We start from the raw sequence: 23062 nt of genomic DNA on the forward strand, positions 1-23062 counted from the left end.
TGCCCCGGCCGTGCGACCGCGGGGTGCGGTCTTGAATCCGAGTGAGAACGGTGGGGGCGGCGTGGCGGTCGCCGAGCACTGCAGGCAGGTGTATCGCTCCGATGTGCGCGCGGCGCGGCGGCGGTTGGCGGGACGGATCAGGAAGACGCCGGTCTTCCACACCTCGGTGGCGGGGCCCGACGGTCCGGTACCGGTCACGCTGAAACTCGAATCCCTGCAGCACGGCGGCACTTTCAAGGTGCGCGGCTGCCTCAACGCGCTGCTCTCCGCGACGACGCGGACCGACCAGGTGATCATCGCGTCGGCGGGCAACGCGGGGATCGCCGCCGCGCTGTCGGCGGCCTGGCTCGGCAAGGCGTGCACGGTGGTCGTTCCCGAGTCCGCGCCGCACACCAAGGTGGCCGCGATGTGGTCGCACGGCGCCGAGGTGCTCTGGCACGGAACGACCTACGCGGAGGCGGCCCGCTACGCCACCGAGCTGGCGGCCGAGCGCGGCGCGCTGCAGTTGCACGCCTACGACCTGCCCGCGGTGGTCGCGGGCGCCGGAGTGGTCGGTCTGGAGCTCGAGGATCAGGTGCGCGGCAAACCGCCGGTGCTGGTCGCGGTCGGCGGGGGCGGGCTGGTCGCCGGGATCGCGGCGGCGGTGGGGCGCCGTCAGCAGGTGGTGGGCGTCGAGCCGGTCGGCATGCCCGCACTGCACGCCGCGCTGCTCGCCAACCGGCCGGTGGATGTCGGCAGGCCGGGCATCGGTCTCGACGCGCTCGGCGCGACCAGGGTCGGGGAGATCGCCCTCGACATCGCGCGGCGCTACGACGTGCCCTCGCTGCTGGTCGCCGAGGAGGCGATCGCCACGGCACGCGAGTATCTGTGGCGCGAATTCCGGATCGTCGTCGAGCTGGCGGGCGCGAGCGCGCTGGCCGCGATCATGAGCGGCGCGTACACACCCGCGCCGGGAGAACGGCCGGTCGTCGTGCTGTGCGGCGGCAACACCGACCTCGCCGCCCTCTGACCCCGTCCTCGCGCGGTGTCGCGAAGCCGGGTCGCCCACGGCCCTGACGCGTAGATTTGGCGAAAGGTGCAGGTAGGCCCGGCCGACGATCCGAGGAGGAGCCCTGATGCTCGACACGGTGGACGAAGCCCTGCGCGCGCTGGTCGGCGCGTTGAACCTGGAACAGAAGGTGCGGCTGCTGACCGGCGCCGACCTCTGGTCGACCGTGGCGGAGCCCGCGATCGGGCTGCGGTCGATGATGCTCTCCGACGGGCCTTCGGGCGTGCGCGGCCCGATTTGGGACGAACGCGACCCTTCGCTGAACCTCCCCTCGGCGACAGCGCTCGCGGCGACCTGGGATCTGGACCTGGCCCGCCGCTACGGCGCCGCCTCGGCGAGCGAGGCCAAGCGCAAGGGCGTCGACGTGGTGCTCGGCCCGACGATCAATCTGCAGCGCAGCCCCCTGGGCGGCAGGCACTTCGAGGCGTACTCCGAAGACCCGCTGCTCACCGGCGAACTGGCCGCGGCCTACGTGCGCGCGGTGCAGGAACACCGCGTCGCCGCGACGCCGAAACACTACGTGGCCAACGACTTCGAGACCGAGCGCTACACGGCCGACGTCGCGCTGGACGATCGCGCGCTGCACGAGCTGTATCTCGCGCCGTTCGAGGCGGCGGTACGGGCGGGCGCGTGGCTGGTGATGTCGGCGTACAACTCCGTTCGCGGCGTCACCATGTCGGAGAACCCGCTGCTGACAACGCCGTTGCGCACCGCGTGGGGTTTCGACGGCGTCGTGGTGTCGGACTGGACGGCGGTGCGCAGCACCGAGGCCGCGGCCAAGGCCGACCAGGACCTGGTGATGCCGGGCCCGGTGGGGCCGTGGGGCGCGAAGCTGGTCGCGGCGGTGCTGTCCGGTGCGGTGCCGGAGGCCGCGATCGATGCGAAGGCGCTGCGCCTGCTGCGGCTGGCGCAGCGGGTCGGCGCGCTCGATCTGTCGGATTCCGCCCTGCGCGACAACGGCTTCGACACCGCCGCTGTGGCGTCGCACGGTGGTGTCGCCCTGCGGAATATCCCCGCGCGGGAACCGAATTCGGTTCCGAACGGGCCTGCGGGCGCGGACGTCTCGGACCGCGAGGGGCGCGAACTCGCCCGCGAAGTCGCGGCCGCGGGCATGGTGCTGCTGCGCAACACCGGCGAATTGCCCTGGCCGAGTTCGGGTCCCGGTTCACTCGCGGTGATCGGTGAGGCGGCGATCTGGCCGCGCACGCAGGGCGGCGGCAGCGCGACGGTGGTCCCCGCCGAGGTGATCGGTCCGGTGGACGGGCTGCGCGCCGCGCTGCCGGACGCGTCCGTCACGGTGCATCCCGGCGTGCCCACGCAGACCGGCATCCACGCGCTCCCGCTCGGTTCGATGACCGATCCGCAGACCGGCGAACCCGGGTTGCGCGCCCGCTTCCTCGATGCCGACGGCGGCGAGCTGCTGAGCGAGCAGCGGTACGCGGCACAGCTGGTCTACCTGGGCACGGTGCCCGCGGGTGCGGCCACGCTCGAGCTGAGCACGGTGTACCGGCCCGGCCCCGACGAACCCGCCGCGGTCCGGCTCGGCATCGCCGGGGTGGGCCGGATACGCATGGAGATCGACGGCGCCGAGGTCATCGACACCCTGCTCGTCGGCAGCGGCGAACCACTCGGCGCCGCGCTGCTCAGCCCTGGTGTCGCCGCGGTGCCGGTAGCCGCCGACCGTGCACGGCCGCTCACCGTCACCGTGCGCCAGCAGCTCGAAAACGATGCCGTGGCAGCGGGTCTGGTCGCGATCACGCTGGGCACCGAGGCGGCGCAGATCGATCCAGGGGACGCGATCGCCGACGCGGCCGCGCTGGCGGGCGCCGCCGACACCGCCGTCGTCGTGGTCGGCACCGGCTCGCAGACCGAGAGCGAGGGTTGCGACCGCAGTACGCTCGCGCTCCCCGGTGCGCAGGACGATCTGGTGCGCGCCGTGGCGCGGGCCAACCCGCGCACCGTGGTGGTGGTGAATTCCGGCGGACCGGTGCTGCTGCCCTGGCGCGACGAGGTGTCGGCGGTGTTGCTCACCTGGTTCGGCGGCCAGGAGGCGGGCCACGCGCTGGCCGACGTGCTGCTCGGCCGGACCGAACCGGGCGGCAGGCTGCCCACCACCTGGCCCGCCACCGAGGCCGACGTGCCCGTCCTCTCGACCACGCCGGAGGACGGGGTGCTGCGCTACACCGAAGGCATCCACATCGGCTACCGCGCCTGGCTGCGCGCCGGCGTGACTCCGGCCTACCCGTTCGGGCACGGGCTCGGTTACAGCACTTGGGAACTCGCCGATCTCGCGGCGTCCGCGCCGCAGCAGGACGGGACGGTGGCGGTGACGCTCACCGCACGCAACACCGGCGGGCGGGCCGGGAAACAGGTTGTCCAGGTGTACCTGTCCCGTCCCGATTCCGCGATCGAGCGGCCCGTGCGGTGGCTGGCGGGGTTCGCCACCGTGTCCGCGGCGGCGGGAGCGTCGGTGCCGGTGCGAATCGCCCTGCCACCGCGGGTGTTCGCGCACTGGGACGGGGGCTGGCGGACCGAGCCGGGTGCGTTCACCGTGCACGCGGGGACGAGCGTGGTGGATCTCCCGTTGCGCGCGTCGGCGGTGGTCGGCGCGGACCGGTAGCCGGTGCCGGTGCGGCGGCACGAGCGAAGCGCCGGATGTCCACACACGGGTGAGTTGTCCACAGGCGCGAAACAGGGGGTTCCTTCACACCCTGTGCCGGGGCGAGGCTGGATACGCCCTCGCGGAGGGGGAGGAGACACCCGGAGCATCCGCACCGGGTCCGACAGGTGAAGGGGCGTGATCATGTACGAAGCGATGGCGACGGTGGTCGGTACCGTGGTGACCCACCCGGTCAAGCGGGACCTGAGCAATGGCGAACAGGTGCTCACCTTCCGGATGGCCAGCAACTCGCGCAGGCTCGACTTCGCGACGGGGGAATGGGTCGACAACGGAACCCTGTAGTTCATACTGCCCACATGAGTTACGCGGGACTACGCGCCGTCGTCGGCGCTCGGGTGTCGGTGTTGAAGGATGAGGGCAAGGTTTCGCACCTTGCCCAGCACGAGACCGGCGGGAACTGGGTAGAAGCACAGGGCGCGACGGTTGTCGGCGCGTTTGAAGACCTCGACGTGTCCGCCTCAGTCTCGCCGTTCGATCGGCCGGACCTGGGACGCTGGTTCAAGGAAGAGTCCGCCGACTCGTTCGACATCTTGGTGTTCTCCAAGATCGACCGTGCGTTCCGGTCTACCCGGCACATGTTGAAGGTTGCGGAGTGGTGCGAGGAACACAAGAAAATCCTTGTGTTCGCCGAAGACGGGCTAGTCCTGAACTACATGAACCCGAAGCCGGGCATTGAGGGGATGCTTGCTGAGCTGTTCGTGTACATAGGTTCGTTCTTCGCTCAGCTTGAGCTGAACCGGTTCAGCACCCGCACTAAAGATGGTCACCGGATCATCCGGCAGACCGACCGATGGGCGTACGGCATCCCACGGTTCGGGTTCAAAACCGCCCCTCACCCGTCCGGCAAGGGCCGGTGCATCGTCCAGGACCCAGCAGCACAGCAAGTGCTCCACGACCAGATCAAGCCCCGGCTGTTCGCCGGGGACTCTCTGACGTCGATCATCTCGCATCTGAACAAGTGCCCTCACGAACTGCGGAACGAGGAATGTCCGGGTCCGTGCCAAGGGTCTGCGGTACTGACTAGCTTGGAGCGGTCCCGTGTCGAGTCGGGTAAGCCTCGGCTACGCCGGGAACCGTGGACGCATTCAGCGCTTCTCGGGATTCTCACCAGCCATGGCACGCAAGGCATCAAAGTGGCTTCGGACGGGAATCCGGTCCTGACTGCGGATGGTTCCATGATCCAGATGGCAGATCCGTCGTTTACTGATGACGAGTGGGACCGCATCCAAACGGAGGTTGTGAAACGTCGGCAGTCTGGCAAGAGGCGGGTCAATTCGGACAATCCGATCCTCGGTGTCGGGTTCTGCGGCAAGTGCAAACGCCCACTGTCCCAACACATTCCGACGAAGAAGATTCGGCATGACGGGTACTTCCGGTGTGGGAACAAGCCCGACCAGCGCTGCAAAGTCCTGGTTCGTGCTGACGTTGTGTTGCCGTTCTTAGAGGAAGCGTTCTTAGACCACTACGGCCCGCGCCCGGTTACCCGGCGCGTGCTCGTCCCCGGCAGTGACAACCGGGCAGAGCTGGAACGGGTGACGGACGCAATCCAGCGTCTACGGGATGAGTCCGACGCGGGTCTGATCGTCACGCCGGAGGACCGGGCGCAGTACATCGAGCGTTTGAAGGGCCTCACGGCCCGTAGGGCGGCCCTAGAGGCTTCCCCGGTCACTGCACCGAGGTACGAAGTCGAGACGACCGGAGAGACGTACGCAGACGCCTGGGCGCGGTTGGATGCGATTGGTCGTCGGGACATGTTGAGGGATGCCGGTTTCCGGCTCGAGGTGTATTCGAAGTATGAGATGAACCTGTTCGACACCGGCGACACCGGAGACGGCTATCGGGAATGGTCGGAACGTACACAAGCCGGGTACGTAGACGAGACTTCACGGGATGGGGAGCGCTACACGCGCACCGAGGCAGAGGGATGGTCGTTCACCACGGAAGAGGACGGAACCGAAACATGGTCCAAGATGGGCAAGGAGAACCCGAAATGACACGGCTTGTTGACCGAGCGATGTACATCATCGCGGAGACCAGTGGAACGGCAATCAATGTGTTCAGGTCTCCGATCGTTCGAGACCAAGACGTACTGTTCCAGCCGGTTCGAGAGCACATCCGCCAGCACGGGCTAGTGCTGGCATGGTCGGAGACGTTCGAAGATTCAGGTTGGATGTTCGGGGAGCTCATTGCAGAGATCTACACCACGCCCGATAGGCGGGCCGACATCATGGACTGTGAGCTTCACTCTGACGTGTTCGAGGCTTGCGGGATATGTAATCACTTCCACGATCTGGATGCGAAACATCAGATGGCGGAACCCGGCGACTGTGCTGCGTGCATCGGTTTCCATCGCTGAGTCCTGGACCAACAGAAATAGCCCCCAAGCTTGCGGAACCGATCCGCTGGCAAGGGGGCATTTTCGTGTTACACGCTGCGCTGACTGATTCCGTCATCGGCTACCGGCACACGCTTAGCCGCTAGCCGCTCCATGACCTCATCTAGCGGCGTCTTGGGCTTAGGTCGACTCGGTGCTTCTAGCTCCTCGATGCGCTCTAGCACCTCCGCAAGCGTCTTAGCCAGTCCCGCCGCCGCGTAATCCGGCGCGGTATTCATCCTTCGAGTTAGGTTGTCGCGTACATCGCGCAATCGGCTCAGATGGTCACTCATTTACTCACCTCATTTCATGGAAGATCAACTAGACGAATCTGGGCATAAGCTTCGGCTTGATCCAGAATCCTAAGGCGTTTAGCCCCTCGGAAGATCTTCCTAAGCTCGGAAGCGGCTCGGGGGTCGCCTTTGCGGTAGCGCTGGCCGTAATCCCGAGCCTTGCCGATCAAAGCGCTATCGCCTAGCGCCTCATAACCATTGCTTGAATATCCTGTGTCCATGTCTTCCGATTCTGTAGATAACGGTTTGGTAAAGGTCTTCGCTCGGTACCAGTGGGCGGATTTTCTCCCGCAGGTTGCGGGTTTTTTCTGGAAATGAACGGGGGTACGCGCCCGGTGCCCTGGGGTGGGCCTGACATAGGGGGAGGGGGAGCATGTCCCTGGGGTACCTATGCCTTGATTGGAACCCTGGACATGAATAAAGCCCGCTAGCTTCAATGCTGCGGGCTTTTCACGTGTCGGGGCAACTCTGGTATACCCTTAGATATTCTGAGGGCTTAGAAAGGCAGGATTCCGAACTGGTACGGAAACGGCCTGTCGAACCGTGCAGCTTCCTCGGCACGGCGGTACTCATCAGGCACAGGGTTAGAGCCCCAATCCGCTTGTATACCCCCGCTGTTAACAGTGAAGGTGCCACGCAGTGCGCCTGGATACCAAAGCCTGAACTGTTTAACTAACTCGGGGTCCGTGTCTTCACGAACCAGAGCTAAGCCAGTGAACCTAAGCCGTGAGTATCTAAACGACTCACGGGTTACATCCTCAGCGTCTACGTACTCGAGGCCTAAGCCCTCGCAGTTAATAAGCAACGGACGATTATCCAGTCGGGACAACGGGCCATATACCGGTATTGGAACAGCGCCCGGCAGTGCAGGCGCTATATGTTCTCCTGCCGATATCATCCACAGCGGATACAACGTGGTAGACAAGCACCAGCCACATACACAGTTCTCGGCTGGCGCTGGATGTGCCCGCGTGCCCCAATCGTCTGTAGCTCTACCGAGCTTCCTCATCGAATGCAGGTATTCACGACTTCGAAATCCAGGAACACTCAGACGAACACACTCGGCTGGTTGAGTGGACTCACCTACGCCGAAGTCAAACCCGGTTAGCCGTCCTGAGGGTTCGAGACCGTTAAGCCTCCACCCGGTCATGCGAGCGGGTTTGCCTCAGTACCTAGGTAGTCCCAACCGTCCATAAGGTCACGGGTGAAAGGATCAACGTAAACCGGCTTAGCCGGTGCGGGCTCCGGCTCACGCTCAGTCCAGGGCTTGGCATCTTCAAGGTTGGTAACGGCCCTAATCGGCAAACCAAGCTTGATCAGTGCCAGCCAATCGAACCCCAGCGGTACAACGTCCTCACCATAAAAACCCTCGTGGTCTACCAGGTATCGGAGTAGGCCAGACCGAGAACCAACCGGAGAACCGGCTAGCTGTGCGGCGGTATGAAGTGCAGGCACCAGGGCAGATAGTTCATGGGCAAGTGAGTTTCCGTTGGTCCAGGCTTCCTGAGCCTTCTTGGACATGGTGAACACGTCAGCCATACCCAGGGACGGATCAACAGTATTCACCGCATCGGCGAACTGAACCGCAATTGTGTTGAACTCGGCAGCCAGCTTGGACCAAACATCGTCAGCAATTCCCGCATAGATTTCCTTCAGCTTAGCATAACCCGCGCGGGTGACTTCATCGGCAATACCGTAACCATTATCAGCCTCAGCGATAGCCATAGCGCGAAGCTCGGACAGTTCCTCATCTGAAACATCCGAACCAGGATTGCCAATAGCCGCAACTAGCTTTGCTCGATACTGCTTCGGGCCGTCGAGTACGATTGTCATTCGACGCTGAATCTCGCGGTACTCATCCGGGAGCTTAACCCCGGCGTCCGTCAGAGTGCGGATATTGATATCCCAATGTGTGTCAACGCTCATTAGGTTTTCTCCTTTGTTCGGATTGATTACTGGCCCAGTGCCCGGCGTGTCAAGGCTTCATCGTCGTTCAACGCAATAGCCTTAGGACTAGGCGCGTGGTTCCTGGTCTCGAAACCTTGTTCAGCCGCAATATCGAGCAATGCTTGCCGAAGGTCACGACGGGACACAGCCGTACTTTGGTTGTCGTCCGCATCAGTCTCGGAGGTGTTCAGCGCCTCCATCAGAATCCGCTTAATATCCATGGTCACTTCCCATTCTGTTCTAGGTATTCAAGCTCGTCTGTGAGCTTGTCGAGCAATTCCCGAAGTTCACTCGGGTTGACGTAAATATGGTAAGGTTTAGACTCCCCGGTTTCGTCGCACACACGATGCTGGGCCAACATGGTGCGGAATCGACTATTTCGGAGTACCGCAACCTCAGCCATTGGTTCGCTGCTTCACAGACAAATCATGTAGAGCCTTTCTAGCCGACTTGTTAGCGGAGACTTTCCGCGTCCCCTGGGTCTGACGTTTCTTCCAACCCTGGTCATGCTTCTGCTTACCCATAAATATCTCTCCTAGGATCTCTCCACAGCTCTCGCGGCTCGGGCCGTGAGTACCTCCGGCACCACATCCGTTTGATTTCTTCCTCTGTGCAGGCTCGGCGGGAGGCTGCATACTCACCTGATGCAGATGCTCGCCATTGCCGGTAAGCCGCTTCCCTAGCCTCTGGCGTCCGAGCACGCCAATGCTCAGAGAAACCGGGGTTGTAGTAACCAGCTCTAGCCACGTTTGTTACACGCTCCAGTCGCATGATGCTTAATCTCAGAGGCGGTACCGCCGGAATGTGTCATGTACAAAGTCCGGCAGTACGGGCACTGAGACGAACCAGCAAGCGGAGACAGCCGACAAGTGCGGCATTTCTTAGCGCGTCGTGTCTCCAATCGTTCGCCGCACTCGCACCACTCAGAACTCACTTGACGCACTCCGCGGATCGCTTTTCTTGGAGTGCCGCTCTGCATCGGGCACGGTATTCGGCCAACTTGATTCGGTGGCATCTCTTGCAGTGGCCGGATGCGTATCGGTCGCCGGGCTTGTCTGTCGGGTGTCCTCGGGAACACACCAGCTTCATGGTTTAACCTTTCTCGATTGATAGGACCTGTCATATCTAGGCCAAAGAAAAACCCCGGTGCGAGAACACCGGGGCTTAACTTCGAACTAGGAGAGAACCTAAGACCGTTCGACCCGAATAGAGCAGAGAACCTAGCTGAGGGCGCAAGCGCCAGGGGTGTGCTTGTTCTTACCGCTCTACCAATAGGTAGAAAAGGAGACAAATTCGCAGCTACTTAGGAGTGAAATAGGACACGGCTACACGGTTCTTCGTCCGGCATAAACCGGACTCAGCCCGTGGGTAATCCACGGCAGTATCACCGGAGACAAAACGACCGCAACCACGAACCTCACTCGGCTTACCACGCTTACGCTGCCGTCGTTTCTGCGCGGTTTTCAGCTTGCGTTGACAATCCTCGGAACCACACACCAACCGGGGTTTGTCCGAGGACTGATCCAACACCGACCGGCAGAACACACACTCAGCCTTACGGGGCTTGCTAACCTTCTCCACACCCCAGCCACCCCGCTTCTTTTCTTCTCGCCACTCCTCTGCGCTGATCGGCTTGCACAGTGACGACTGAGGCAAAGGTGGGGTACCGGTGCCCTCTTGCCACAACCACCCGAAATCATCGGGTGGTTCAGGCTGTAGGGCTAGCCACTCGTCGGCTGACATCCAACGCTTAGTCATTACTTCTCTCCGAGGTATAAAGAAAGCCGCCTGATGGCTGACAGGCGGCTCAGAAACTGTTAATGGATTAATTGACTACCCGGCTATCGCCGGGCTTGCTTAGACAGCTGGATTTACTTCTAGAAGCCGGGACAAGTCCCGGCTAGCTAAGCTTATAGATTTGAGCTTTAACATATCTAGAACGAGCGGGGCCGTGCCCCGCCAGCTAGATATCTAAAGATTTGGAAGCTTTTCTAGCTAGCTTCTAAAGGCCGGGGCCACCAGAGCCCCGGCTAGATAGATTCTCCTGTTACTGCGGGCCGCTCGCGGCCCTGGAAGGGTTTAAGTGGGGGTATGAGGTGTGAGGTACGAACACCTCTATAGGGGGTATCCATATCCATATCCACAGCCTCTGACCTGCTGATTTCCTGAGGGCTGGATACGGCGGATATCCACTATCCGCGCCGCTTCCAAGTGGTTCCATCGCGCTCCAACAGCATACCAAGCTTGCCTTCCTGATTGAGCCACCTTTTGTACGAGTTGACCTTGCCTCCGAACTCGGGTTCTAGCTTCCGAGCAACATCCATAACGCTAAGACCCTGGCAGTTGGCAACGATCCAATCGGCCACCTCCGCGTTGTGGTCCAAGGTGGCTTTGCCCCGTGCCCTAGCGGCCCCCTCGGCGCTGGCTTTCAGAGCCTCTGCTGTCTTTACGTCGATAACCTCGAATCGAGCACCGGCACCGTGGTACAGCGTCATTTCGTACGGCTCAGCGTGATTGCCCATCAGCTTAAGCGTCACGTTGCCCCGCTTAGACCGTCTGACAAACACCCTCCACCGAACCGCCTGAGTAATATACGCCGAGCCCATCGGCGTCTCAGGCTTGAATCCGTTAACCCCTGCCTTGTCCGACGAGTGAGCCACGATGACGACCGGGATACCTGCGCGGACAAACAGACGAACCCCATCGAAGAACTTGCGTACCTCGGCATCGTCGTTGATGCTTCCGTTCAGTGTTTGGGCAAGGTTGTCAATTACAACGAAGTTATGCCCATCCGACATGACGCGCTCGTAGAGCGCCTGCCACATATCGGGAGTCCGCATAATCGGCAGGTGGTAGAAACGTACATCCGGTGCTTCATCCGCAGGCATCACCGTTCGGATGCGGGTGCTGTACTCCTGCGCTCCCATGTCGTCTGTCCAACAGACGGCGACCGAAAACGCCCGATCCTGCGGTACTGGCTTATTGAGAAATTCGGTGCCGATTGCTAGCGACTTGATCAGCGCTGAAACCAAGAATGACTTACCTACCTTGGCTTCACCGTAGATGAGTGTCGTCCCTGCCCCGATGATGTTCTCTACCACCCAGGTCTCTCCCTCATCAGCCAATTTCAGGGCCTCTGTGTATGTTGTCGTATCGAACTCGTAGGTCATTCGGTTTCTCTCTCGTGGGGTAGACTTGCTATGCCCCGGAGGTGCTAAGGACATCTCCGGGGCTCTTCATGTGTGATGGCTATACGGCTTGCCAGCAGGTCAATACCCGAACTGCACCGTTCGGGAGAATGTACGTTGTCTCTAATTCCTTGTCGGCTCGCCCGCCGAAGTGCTGGTGTGCATAACTCAGGTGAGCGCTTCCGTATCCGGGTCGATACGGCGTGAGTATCGATAGCGAACCCGAATCCTCGAGGTCTATCAGTGCTTCGAGCGTATCTCCGCCGAATGATTCGATATCGGTAACGCATCGTGCTGTTGCTGCCATTAGTGGCCTTTCGTCGTGGTCATTGAATCGGGCTATAGCCGTCGCACTTCCGCCGTAGTTGCGCGTGTCCGCTGCTGTCCCGTGGGTCTGGCTTGCCGGGTGACGTACTGCCCTTCACTCGGAGGTTCCTCGCCTCACTGTGTCCGATGGACACAGTTTGAGAGTAGCGGCGGAAGTTAACGTGTCAACCGGTGCTTAGGTCTCTAACCTGGGGCTTAGCTGTGGCTAAGCGTCCAGCTAAGCGTGTTTCTGCTGGTGTTAGCCGTGCGCCGAGGCTGAAGAATTTCGTTGAAAAAGTTTCAGACGTGCTGGCTTAGGTAGCTAGAACCGACCTAAGGACCGCTAGCGTCCTTCGGGGCCGCGCCGCCGCTCCAAGGCGGTCCTGATCAGCGCGCGAGCAGCCTCACCGGTCACGGACTGACCGGCCAGCACATCGAACGTTCGGTGATACACCTTGATCTCTCGGGGCTGCGTGATGTTCAGTTCTGCGGTTATCCCCTCAACAAGAACCGTCTTGTTGTCAAACATCAGAAAACTGGTTGTGGCAGTCTCGAAGGGTGCCATGAACGGAATGATTCCCAGTGTCACCCGTGGCATTCCTTGAACCGCCAACAACCTATCCAATTGTCCGATCATGGTCTGATCATCACCAACAGTGGTATACAACGCCTGCTCAGCGATGACGAAATGAAACAGGTGGTCACGCTGGTACAGGACTTGCTGACGTTCCATCCGTTTGGATACGCCCTCATCCAAGTCATTGGGTATCTGCTGGAACTCGATAACCTTCCGCAGAATGCCGGTAGCGTAGTCGGCTGTCTGGAGCAGACCAGGAATGAGAACAGGCTCAAACGACCGGATTATCTGAGCCTCAGACTCCCATTTGATCGAGGCTTGCTGACGGCGCTTGGTGCCGGTACCGAGAATCTTCCGCCATTCGAGGTACGCGGTATCTATGTTCTGACGGGTGGCGTGCAGGTCTGCTAACTGGTCTTCCGCGTTGCAGTCACGGCAATACGCCGAGATGTCATCCAGAGACGGACGTATCCGGCCGTACTCGATCTTAGAAACCTTGCTGGCATCCCAGCCATTACGGCGCGCAAGCTCAGCGCCGGACAGTCCAGCGGTAAAGCGAATCTCCCGAAGACGTGCCCCGAGAGATTCGCGCTGCTGATCAACGGAACCAGTCACCGTGTGACGTACTCCGAATACGGAACACCCAGCGACCAGAACCGTTCTTTCAACCTCCGGCAATAAGCGGCAATGTTCGGATCGGTGGTTACCGCTCCGGACCAACCTCCGGATTCCCCGAATGCCGAGTAGATAACTCTCTCGTCATCGAACAGCCAGAAATCATCTGGTGGCACCTCCCCGGCCAGATGCCGGGGCAGATACCTGATGCCTTCCCCTGCTTTGGTGTTGAGTTCGGCTACTCGCATAGAGAAGCGGGTGTAGTCGGTGTGGGGCTCCGTGACGATACGTACCCGCGTCACCGCTACGCCCCGGCTGGTCGTCTCCTGTACTAGCTCTGTCCACGGCTGGAACCATGCGTAGTCGTCTGGTTCGCCTGCCAGAAACCGCCGAAGCGGTTCGTGCTCGTTTGGCTCGGCGTACGAGTCGAGCACCTCGAGGTGAAACGCCTCCCGCTTGCAGGTCCGAAGTAGATCCGGAAACCCTTCATCGGGCACTAGCAGCACCGTAGAACGTCCTTTCAAGCTTGGGGACCTCGATAGCCGATTCGTCTTCGGCAAGGTCGAGCTGAGCCAGCGTCTCAGGCTCGGTCACTGGTCTGCCGGACAGGGTGAACGTGCCCCGGCCGGTGTCGGTCATAGCCGACCCGATGAACGTATCCGGTTCAGCGAACCCCGTTAGCAGGTGCGGGATTTCGACCGTATCGGGGTTGTCCGTCACCCAACCCTGAACCAGGTAACTCGCCTGATCAGTGGCGTACAACGACGGACACCCGTTGTTCGTGCTGCCACCTTTGCCAAGGAACCGTAACCGCATGACGTGCCCTCCTCCGGATTCGTGCACAATGCTGCACATACCAGCTCGATTATCGCCCATTGATGCATTCCCTGTACTGGCGATATGAAGTCCGTGCACGGTTGTGCATGATCCTGGCCGTCGTGCTCTGTGGCTCCCTAGCGTCTCTGTCCAAGCACGCGGCACCGGGTGAGTTCCAGTCACTAGGTCATCGGTTCGGCTGTTTCCTCGGTGCCGGGTGCTTGCCAACGGGAACAGGAGGGAAACCGTGCCGTTGCCGAAACGCACACCGAACGCCAAGCGTCCGTATCCGATCAGGAATGCGCGGCCGGAGTTGATCCAGCGCGTAGCCGAAGCGCTGAAACAGTGGGAGCACCCGAAGCGGGGGCCGCATGAGTGAGGTAATCCGGCCGATGCTGGAAGCGTTGTCGGCCCGCGCTGCGGTCCGCTCGCTCACGATTCGGCGCGTGAACCACTGGCCGTACGGGTGGGAGATGTCCAACCGTCACGCCGTGGTGTGCTCTGGGTCCTTGGAGAGGCTTGCGGAGTGGCTGGACGCTGCGGAGCGTCAGCCGTGATCACCCTCGGCTGGGTATTGGTGTTCGGGCTACCGGCAGCGGCGTTCATAGCCGCGCTGGTGTGGCCTGAGCGGATACCGAAGGACCGCACTGTGAAGGCAATCCGCGAACGGATCGAACACGAGGACGCGGGTACCGACTGAAGCCCGCTGCTTACGGAAGCACTGAGCGGCACTGGTCGCTTAGGTAGTAAAGGATGGGGGAATCCCTTGCACTACAACATTTCTCGAACCTTCGTCATCGTCGCGGTGCTAAGCGCAATGCTGCTGACTGGCACAGGCAACGTCGCGAGTGTCAGTCCTACCGAGGCCCGACGGCAGCTGTGTGACAACGGGTTCATCTTCACCCGGCCGACAGTCGTACCGCCGGACGTTCATGCAGACGCTTGGGCGAAATGCGACATGCCCCGCGAAGGCGATCCGGGTCTCACGCACGACTACTACCTGAGCTTGCAGCGGCTCAGTGGTTCCGGTCAGTGGGAATCCGTTGGTCAGCACGTCCGAACTCGGCTGGTGCCGTGGTCGCGTCAGACCCACACCGCGACGGCTCCGTGTGTGCCTGGAGTGTGGCGCATGTACGCCCAGGTGGTGGGTACGATCCAGGGCAGGCCATACGGCCCTATCGACACCATTTCCGGTACGCGTGATGTTTCGGCCGACGACTGCAAATAGGCGGATGACATGAGATTGCCGAACGGGCGGCGGTATGCCGACTACGACGGTCCGGTTACCATGCGCGATCACCTGACCGGCCTGTGGAGGGCAGCGACACGACCCCGGCCCCGGCGTTGGCTGAACCCGAAGTACACGCGTGGAGGCCACATGCTGAACCGGGAGATGGGTTGGTGGACAGTGCGCCCGATGCTCGGATGGCGTTCGCGTCGTTGGATCAGCAAGCCGACCTACGCAACCCGTGCCATCCCCGGCGATGATCTCAACACCGCACGGGACTGGATGCGGGCGGCACTGGGAATTGCATAGCTCCACCGAGAGGCCCCGGGAAACCGGGGCCTTTCTCCGTTCGACGGCATGGACGCTAGGAGCCTTGACTAGGACGCATGGGTGGGCAGTGGCGGTGACGGCACGCTGTTCCTCACGGTGACCTGCTGGCGTCGCCTGGTCGGCGGCGTGGACGCGTCGCTGCGCCGCGGCGACCCGGTGCTCGTCTACGGGCAGCTGCGTTCGCATGAGTACCGGACCAAGGAGGGCATCGAGCGGCGCGATCTGGAGATGCGGGCCACCGCGGTCGGCCCCGATCTGTCCCGCTGCACCGCGCGGGTCAGCCGTCGATCGGAGACCGGCGGCGGGCCCGGCTCGCTGATGCGGAATACTTGTGTCGGATCCAGCGCTGAAGACCGTGCACGCGTCGGCGAGGAATTGGGGGAGAGTGCCGCGACCGTGGCTTCCGCACCTTCCGGAAGCGCCGCACCCGAGCCCGTCGACGCCTGATCCCGCCCGTAGAACGTCGGGTGCGAGCACGGTGAATCCGGCGCGAGGATGCCCGCGTGCCGTGAGTGGCTCTGCTTCGTTCCACTGTTCCCGAGACCGATAGGCTTCCGCGTATGGCTGAGTTCATCTACCAAATGAAGAAGGTTCGCAAGGCGCACGGCGACAAAGTCGTGCTCGACGATGTCACCTTGAACTTCCTTCCGGGCGCCAAGATCGGCGTCGTCGGCCCCAACGGCGCCGGTAAATCCAGCGTGCTGAAGATCATGGCCGGACTGGACCAGCCGAACAACGGCGACGCGTTCCTCGCGCCGGGCGCGACGGTCGGCATCCTCCAGCAGGAGCCGCCGCTGAACGAGGAGAAGACCGTCCGCGGCAACGTCGAGGAGGGCCTCGGCGAGGTCAAGGTGAAGCTCGATCGCTTCAACGAGATCGCCGAGCTCATGGCCACCGATTACTCCGACGAGCTCATGGACGAGATGGGCAAGCTCCAGGAGTACCTGGACCACGCCGACGCGTGGGACGTGGACTCCCAGCTCGAGCAGGCCATGGACGCGCTGCGCTGCCCGCCGCCGGACGAGCCGGTCACCAACCTCTCCGGTGGTGAGCGCCGCCGCGTCGCGCTGTGCAAGCTGCTGCTGAGCAAGCCCGACCTGCTGCTGCTCGACGAGCCGACCAACCACCTCGACGCGGAGTCGGTGCTGTGGCTCGAGCAGCACCTGTCCCAGTACTCGGGCGCGGTTCTCGCCGTCACCCACGACCGGTACTTCCTGGACAACGTCGCGGGCTGGATCCTCGAGCTCGACCGCGGCCGGGCCCACGGCTACGAGGGCAACTACTCCGTGTACCTGGAGAAGAAGGCCGAGCGCCTGGAGGTGCAGGGCAAGAAGGACCAGAAGCTGCAGAAGCGGCTGAAGGAAGAGCTCGCGTGGGTGCGTTCCGGCGCCAAGGCTCGCCAGGCCAAGAACAAGGCTCGTCTCGGCAGGTACGAGGAGATGGCGGCCGAGGCCGAGAAGATGCGGAAGTTGGACTTCGAGGAGATCCAAATCCCGCACGGTCCCCGTCTGGGCAGTGTGGTCGTCGAGGTCTCGCACTTGGACAAGGGCTTCGGCGATCGCCAGCTCATCAAGGATCTGTCGTTCACCTTGCCGCGCAACGGCATTGTCGGCGTCATCGGTCCGAACGGTGTCGGTAAGACCACCCTGTTCAAAACCATCGTCGGACTCGAGCAGCCCGACAGCGGTGAGGTGAAGGTCGGCGAGACGGTCAAGCTGAGCTACGTCGACCAGAACCGCGCGGGCATCGACCCGACGAAGAACGTGTGGCAGGTGGTCTCCGAGGGCCTGGACTTCATCCAGGTCGGCAACCAGGAGATGCCCTCGCGCGCCTACGTCAGCGCGTTCGGCTTCAAGGGACCGGATCAGCAGAAGCCGGCCGGCGTGCTCTCCGGCGGTGAGCGCAACCGCCTGAACCTGGCGATGACGCTCAAGCAGGGCGGCAACCTGATCCTGCTCGACGAGCCGACCAACGACCTCGACGTGGAAACTCTCGGTTCGTTGGAGAACGCGCTGGAACAGTTCCCCGGCTGCGCCGTGGTCATTTCCCACGACCGCTGGTTCCTGGACCGCACCTGCACGCACATCCTGGCGTGGGAGGGCGACTCGGACAACGAGGCCAAGTGGTTCTGGTTCGAGGGCAACTTCGAGGCGTACGAGGCCAACAAGATCGAGCGTCTCGGCCCGGAGGCGGCCCGCCCGCACCGGGTGACGCACCGCAAGCTCACCCGCGACTGACACCCGTCGTCGGGGCGATCGCCGCGCGCATCGCCCCGACGCACGGCCGCTTCATCGAAGAAACTGCGGAGTAATAACCCGCGGGCCCGCGCTCGATCGAAGGAAATTCGGTCCTCTCCCTCTCGCCCGCGAAACCGGCTGCGGCGCACTTTCGTCTCGGCTTCGACCATGCGCGATTTCAGAAGGACTTAGTCCGCTGACGCGTATAGGGTAGGAACCGTGCATGCGCAGGCGCTGTCCGGGCAATGGGTCCTTCCCACCGCGATCGCGTCTACGTGACGTTGCCGGTCCGATCGGGTGCTGTGCCGAGATCATCGACCTCGGCAATTCAGCGGCGAACGCTCGGTATCGGTGAACACCCTGCAATTGGAAGGGAATTCACCCCCGCGCCAGCACGGCACAGTTACCCTCGGACCGGCGTCACTTTGTTGCGGAACCGAATCCGAGGGAGTTGGCGAAAAAATGACGGTCTCGTCCGAATTGTCCGGTGCGGCGTGGGTCGCGAGTTTGCCGCAGGCGCTGCGCGGTGATCTCGCTCCCCTCGAGGAGGCGTATTTCCGCCACGTCGACGCGGGCGATGTGGACTGTGCGATCACTGGCATCACCCAGATTTTCCGGCGACACCTGGAATTGGCCATGACGCGCCAGTCCGGGCGCGCCTTGGTCCGGGTCTATCACCCGGACGACGGGTCCGGGCTCGGCGCCGCGGTCCAGGTCGTGACCGACGATATGGCGCTGCTGGTCGAATCGATCACCTCGTCGCTGAGCCGGATCGGGGTGAGCGTCAGCGAGGTCATCCATCCGATGTTCGAGGTGGAGCGCGACGCGGACGGCCGGTTGACAAGGGCGGTGCCGCACGAGGTCGACGCCAACGGCTCGATGCCGCTGCGCGAGTCCTGGATGCACCTGCAATTGCACCCGTCGACCAGCCGCGCTCAGCTCGAGCGGATCGAAGACTCCATGCCGGACGTGGTCGCCGACGTCCGGCAGGTGATCGGTGACACCGAGGCCATCGAAACTGTCCAGCGCGCCTTGGCCGACGACCTGGAGAAGGCGGCGAAATCCGGTGTCGCGCCGTTCCCCGCGACCGATCTGGTCGATTGCGCCAATCTGTTGCGCTGGCTCGGCGAGGGTAATTTCACGGTGCTCGGCTACGCCCGGTACCGCCTCAGCACCGAGGGCGAGAAGACGGTGTCGAATCCGCTGCCCGGCACCTGCCTCGGCGTGCTGCGCCCGGACGTCGGCACCGATTTCCGGGTACCGGTCAACGGCGCCGATCGACCGTTGCTGACCCTGATCCAGGGTCTGGTGCCCGCCACCGTGCATCGTTCGGTGTACCCGTATTTCGTCGGGGTCGCCGATTTCGACGCGTCCGGCGCGATCATCGGCGAGCACCTGTTCATCGGTGTGTTCACCGTGACGGCTATGCACGAGAACGTGCTCGACATCCCGATGATCGGTCGCCGGGTGCGCGCGGTGATCGAGGAGAGCGGTTTCGATCTGGACTCCTTCTCCGGCCAGGCCATGCTCGAGGTCATCCAGAGTTTCCCGCGCACCGAGCTGTTCTCCTCCGACAACGAGACGATGCGGCGCACCGCCACCGCGGTGCTCAACGTGGGCCTGCGCCGCCAGGTCCGGCTCTTCCTGCGCCTGGACACCTACGGCCGTTTCGTGGCCTGCATGGTGTACCTGCCGCGCGACCGCTACACCACCCGGGTGCGGCTGGAGATGCAGGAGATCCTGGTCCGCGAATTGGGCGGCGTCTCCATCGACTATTCCGCGCGGGTGAGCGAAAGCGAGCTCGCCAGTGTGTATTTCACGGTGCGGATGCCCGACGCCGAGTTCACCGCGCCCGCCGTGCCCAGCGAGGCGCCCGTCGTCGCTGACACCTCCGAAGCCAACCGGTTGCGCATCCAGCGCCTGCTCGCCGAGGCGAGCAACACGTGGGACGACCATCTCAACGACGAGGTGAGCACCTCGACGGTGCTCGACCCGGCCGTGGTGCAGCGCTACGCCGCGGCCTTCCCCGAGGGGTACAAGCAGGACTTCAGCCCCGGCCGCGCCCTGCGCGACATCGGCAGGCTGGAGCGCTTGGCGGAGGGCGCCATCGCCCAGCACCTCTACCGCAAGCCGGAGTCGGAGCCCGGCTCGTGGCGCTTCACCCTCTACATCGGCGGCACCGGCATCTCGCTGAGCCAGGTGCTTCCGGTGTTGCAGAGCCTCGGCGTCGAGGTGGTCGACGAGCGGCCCTACCAGATTCAGCTGGAGCCGACCGCGCCCGGCGGCGCGAGCGTGGAGCGCTGGATCTACGATTTCGGCCTGCTGGCCCGCCCCGAACTGCTGCGCAGCTCCTTGGACCGCGATCTGGACGCGGAACTGCTGGAGTCCCCGGCGCGCGCCGACGCGCTGGAGGCGGAGGTGCGCGGGCTGCGTGAACGCTTCACCGATGCCTTCGAGGCGGTCTGGTACGGCCGCGCCGAGGCCGACGGGCTCAACGAGCTGGTGCTGCGGGCGCGGCTGCCGTGGCGAGCGGTGTCGATCCTGCGCACCTACGCGAAATACCTTCAGCAGGCCGGCTTTCCGTACAGTCAGGCCAACATCGCCCGGGTGCTGCTGACCTCGCCGGATGTGGCGCGGTTGTTCGTCGACCTGTTCACCGCGCGGTTCGATCCGGACATCGTCTCGGCCGAGCACGCCGCCGAGCTGGAGACCCAGCTGCGCGCGCGCATCGATGAAGTGGTGAGCCTGGACGCCGACCGGATCCTGCGCGCGATCCTCGGCCTCGTCAAGGCGACGCTGCGCACCAACTACTATGTGACCGACGCCGAGGGCATGTCGCGCGACTACGTCTCGATGAAGGTCGAGCCGCGTGAGATCGCCGAATTGCCCAAGCCGCGACCGCAATTCGAGATCTTCGTGTACTCGCCCCGGGTCGAGGGCGTGCACCTGCGGTTCGGTCCCGTGGCGCGCGGCGGCCTGCGCTGGTCGGACCGCCTGGAGGATTTCCGCACCGAGATCCTGGGCCTGGTGAAGGCGCAGGCGGTGAAGAACGCGGTGATCGTCCCGGTCGGCGCCAAGGGCGGATTCGTGGTGAAGCAGCCGCCCGCGGCGACCGGCGACCCGGTCGCCGACCGGCAGGCGCTCGGCTCGGAAGGCGTCGCCTGCTACCGCACCTTCATCTCCGGCCTGCTCGACCTCACCGACAACGTCGACCTGACCACCGGCCGGGTGCTGCCGCCCGCCCGGGTGATCCGCCGCGACGCCGACGACACCTACCTGGTGGTCGCCGCCGACAAAGGCACCGCGACCTTCTCCGACATCGCCAACGACGTGGCCCAGAGCTACGGATTCTGGCTCGGCGACGCGTTCGCCTCCGGCGGCTCGGCGGGCTACGACCACAAGGCCATGGGCATCACCGCCAAGGGTGCGTGGGAGAGCGTGAAGCGCCACTGCCGCGAGATGGACATCGATACCCAGACCGAGGATTTCACCGTGGTCGGCATCGGCGACATGAGCGGCGACGTGTTCGGCAACGGCATGCTGCTCTCCGAGCACATCCGCCTGGTCGCGGCGTTCGACCACCGGCACATCTTCCTCGATCCGAATCCCGATGCCGCGCGGTCGTACCGGGAGCGGCAGCGCATGTTCGCCTTGCCGCGGTCCTCGTGGGCGGACTACGACGCCTCGCTGATCAGCGCGGGCGGCGGCGTCTGGGATCGCACGGTGAAGTCCGTGCCGATCAGCCCGCAGGCCCGGGCGGCGCTCGGCCTCGGCGACGAGGTCGAATCGCTCGCCCCGCCGGAGCTGGTGCGCGCGATCCTGCTCGCGCCCGCGCAACTGCTGTGGAACGGCGGCATCGGCACCTACATCAAGGCGAGCACCGAATCCAACGCCGACGTGGGCGACAAGTCCAACGACGCGGTGCGCGTCAACGGAAACCAGTTGCGGGTCAGGGTGATCGGCGAGGGCGGCAACCTGGGCGCCACCGCGCTCGGTCGCATCGAGTTCACCAGCCACGGCGGCAAGATGAACACCGACGCGCTGGACAACTCCGCGGGCGTGGATTGCTCCGACCACGAGGTCAATATCAAGGTCCTGCTCGACGGCGTGGTCAGCGGCGGGCTGTTGCGGGAAGAGGAGCGCAATCCGCTGCTGGCGTCGATGACCGACGAGGTCGCCAGGATGGTGTTGCGGGACAACGTGTCCCAGAACTTCCTGATGGGCATGTCGCGCTTCGAGGCGCCGCGCATGATGAACGTCAACATGCGGCTCGTCGACGAACTGGAACAGCGCCGCGGCCTGGATCGCGAGCTCGAGGCGCTGCCCTCCGACGCGGAGATGAAACGGCGGCAAGAGGACGGCGGGGGCCTGTGCTCGCCGGAACTGGCCAATCTCATGGCGCACGTGAAGCTTTCGCTCAAGGTTGACCTGCTCGACTCGGATCTGCCGGACATGGCCCACTTCGCGGCCCGGCTGCCGGAGTACTTCCCGACACCGCTGCGGGCCCGTTTCGGCGGCGCCATCAAGAAGCACCGGCTGCGCCGGGAGATCGTCACCACCATGATCGCCAACGAGGTGGTGGACTACGGCGGGATCAGTTACGTGTTCCGGCTGACCGAAGAGGTCGGGGCGACGACCATCGACGCGGTGCGCGCCTTCGCCGCGACCACCGAGATCTTCGATCTGCACACCATGTGGGCGCGGATCCGTTCGGCCGACATCCCGATCTCGGTGCGCGACGAACTGGAGCTGGAGACCAAGCGCACCCTCGACCGGGCCTCGCGCTGGCTGCTCAGCAACCGTCCGCAGCCGGTCGCGGTCGGGGCCGAGATCAACCGGTACAGCCGGGGCGTGCGCGAGCTGGCCTCGAAGGTGCCCGGCTGGTTGCGCGGCCACCACGTGGCGACGCTGACCGATCAGTCCGCCGAGTTGATCGCGCGCGGCGCGCCGACCGACCTGGCCACCGAGGTGTTCGACCTGCTGAACATGTTCCCGCTGCTCGACGTGCTCGACATCGCCGACATCACCGACCGCGACGGCGAGGAGGTCGGCGCGCTGTACTACGCGCTGAACGACCACCTCAAGATCGACTGGTTGCTCCAGGCGGTGAGTCACCTGGAGCGCGGCGATCGCTGGCACGCGCTGGCCAGGCTGGCGCTGCGCGACGACATGTACGGTTCGCTGCGCTCGCTCACCCTCGACGTGCTGTCCGCCGGTGAACCGGAGGAGACCGCCGACGAGAAGATCGCCTACTGGGAGTCGAAGAACCAGTCCAGGCTGGGGCGCGCCCGGGCGGCGCTGTCGGAACTGTTCGAATCCGGCGCGCACGACCTGGCGACGCTGTCGGTGGCGGCGCGGCAGGTGCGCAGCATGGTCAGCGGTGTCGGCGCGCAGTCGGAGGTGCCGCGCTAGGCGTACTTCCG

At 63.7% G+C, this 23062-nt stretch carries 16 protein-coding genes; 10 read left to right on the plus strand and 6 right to left on the minus strand.

What is annotated here, in order from left to right; translation table 11 throughout:
- Window positions 1–31 precede the first annotated feature (31 nt).
- The 5 genes from AC3EO7_RS19760 to AC3EO7_RS19780 all read left to right on the plus strand — a co-directional run bounded on the left by AC3EO7_RS19760 (window position 32) and on the right by AC3EO7_RS19780 (window position 6084).
- Window positions 32–1009 (plus strand): serine/threonine dehydratase, encoded by a 978-nt coding sequence (locus AC3EO7_RS19760; RefSeq protein WP_435592021.1) that lies wholly within the window; start codon window positions 32–34, stop codon window positions 1007–1009.
- A gap of 106 nt (window positions 1010–1115) precedes the next feature.
- Complete coding sequence (locus tag AC3EO7_RS19765; RefSeq protein WP_435592022.1) at window positions 1116–3668, plus strand: beta-glucosidase family protein; 2553 nt, start codon at window positions 1116–1118, stop codon at window positions 3666–3668.
- A 177-nt stretch (window positions 3669–3845) separates the two neighbouring features.
- The gene (locus AC3EO7_RS19770; protein ID WP_435592023.1) at window positions 3846–4010 is read left to right on the plus strand and encodes a single stranded DNA-binding domain-containing protein; all 165 of its coding nucleotides are present in this window, start codon (window positions 3846–3848) and stop codon (window positions 4008–4010) included.
- 14 nt (window positions 4011–4024) lie between these two features.
- A complete protein-coding gene (locus AC3EO7_RS19775) occupies window positions 4025–5722 on the plus strand; it encodes a recombinase family protein (protein ID WP_435592024.1) in 1698 nt (565 codons plus the stop codon).
- Window positions 5719–6084: a hypothetical protein gene (locus tag AC3EO7_RS19780; protein WP_435592025.1), complete on the plus strand. Its 366-nt coding sequence runs from the start codon at window positions 5719–5721 to the stop codon at window positions 6082–6084. The genes AC3EO7_RS19775 and AC3EO7_RS19780 overlap by 4 nt, the downstream gene beginning before the upstream one ends.
- Window positions 6085–6152: 68 nt before the next feature.
- On the opposite strand, the gene AC3EO7_RS19785 is transcribed toward AC3EO7_RS19780, so the two are convergent.
- From AC3EO7_RS19785 to AC3EO7_RS19810, 6 genes are all read right to left on the minus strand, one after another.
- Entirely contained in the window at window positions 6153–6395 is a 243-nt protein-coding gene (locus AC3EO7_RS19785; protein ID WP_435592026.1) for a hypothetical protein, read from the minus strand.
- 1146 nt (window positions 6396–7541) lie between these two features.
- Window positions 7542–8321, minus strand: a complete 780-nt coding sequence (locus tag AC3EO7_RS19790; RefSeq protein ID WP_435592027.1) for a hypothetical protein — start codon at window positions 8319–8321, stop codon at window positions 7542–7544.
- A 2213-nt stretch (window positions 8322–10534) separates the two neighbouring features.
- On the minus strand, window positions 10535–11512 hold the full coding sequence (locus tag AC3EO7_RS19795) for an AAA family ATPase (RefSeq protein ID WP_435592028.1): 978 nt from the start codon (window positions 11510–11512) through the stop codon (window positions 10535–10537).
- Between the two features lie 667 nt (window positions 11513–12179).
- Entirely contained in the window at window positions 12180–13028 is an 849-nt protein-coding gene (locus AC3EO7_RS19800; RefSeq protein ID WP_435592029.1) for a helix-turn-helix domain-containing protein, read from the minus strand.
- Complete coding sequence (locus AC3EO7_RS19805) at window positions 13025–13525, minus strand: DUF6879 family protein (RefSeq protein ID WP_435592030.1); 501 nt, start codon at window positions 13523–13525, stop codon at window positions 13025–13027. Before AC3EO7_RS19805 ends, AC3EO7_RS19800 begins: the two co-directional genes overlap by 4 nt.
- Window positions 13515–13844, minus strand: a complete 330-nt coding sequence (locus tag AC3EO7_RS19810; protein ID WP_435592031.1) for a hypothetical protein — start codon at window positions 13842–13844, stop codon at window positions 13515–13517. The genes AC3EO7_RS19805 and AC3EO7_RS19810 overlap by 11 nt, the downstream gene beginning before the upstream one ends.
- A gap of 553 nt (window positions 13845–14397) precedes the next feature.
- Between AC3EO7_RS19810 and AC3EO7_RS19815 the strand changes: the two genes are divergently transcribed.
- The 5 genes from AC3EO7_RS19815 (at window position 14398) to AC3EO7_RS19835 (ending at window position 23051) form a co-directional block, all read left to right on the plus strand.
- Window positions 14398–14544: a hypothetical protein gene (locus AC3EO7_RS19815; RefSeq protein ID WP_435592032.1), complete on the plus strand. Its 147-nt coding sequence runs from the start codon at window positions 14398–14400 to the stop codon at window positions 14542–14544.
- Window positions 14545–14610: 66 nt separating this feature from the next.
- On the plus strand, window positions 14611–15072 hold the full coding sequence (locus tag AC3EO7_RS19820) for a hypothetical protein (protein ID WP_435592033.1): 462 nt from the start codon (window positions 14611–14613) through the stop codon (window positions 15070–15072).
- Between the two features lie 390 nt (window positions 15073–15462).
- Window positions 15463–15849 carry a single-stranded DNA-binding protein gene (locus AC3EO7_RS19825; RefSeq protein WP_435592034.1) on the plus strand — a complete coding sequence of 129 codons (387 nt, stop codon included), beginning with the start codon at window positions 15463–15465 and terminating at the stop codon, window positions 15847–15849.
- Between the two features lie 113 nt (window positions 15850–15962).
- Window positions 15963–17639 (plus strand): energy-dependent translational throttle protein EttA, encoded by a 1677-nt coding sequence (gene ettA / locus AC3EO7_RS19830; protein ID WP_431962590.1) that lies wholly within the window; start codon window positions 15963–15965, stop codon window positions 17637–17639.
- Window positions 17640–18101: 462 nt separating this feature from the next.
- A complete protein-coding gene (locus tag AC3EO7_RS19835) occupies window positions 18102–23051 on the plus strand; it encodes an NAD-glutamate dehydrogenase (RefSeq protein ID WP_435592035.1) in 4950 nt (1649 codons plus the stop codon).
- Window positions 23052–23062: the final 11 nt, after the last annotated feature.

The sequence above is a fragment of the Nocardia sp. bgisy118 genome, assembly GCF_057708605.1.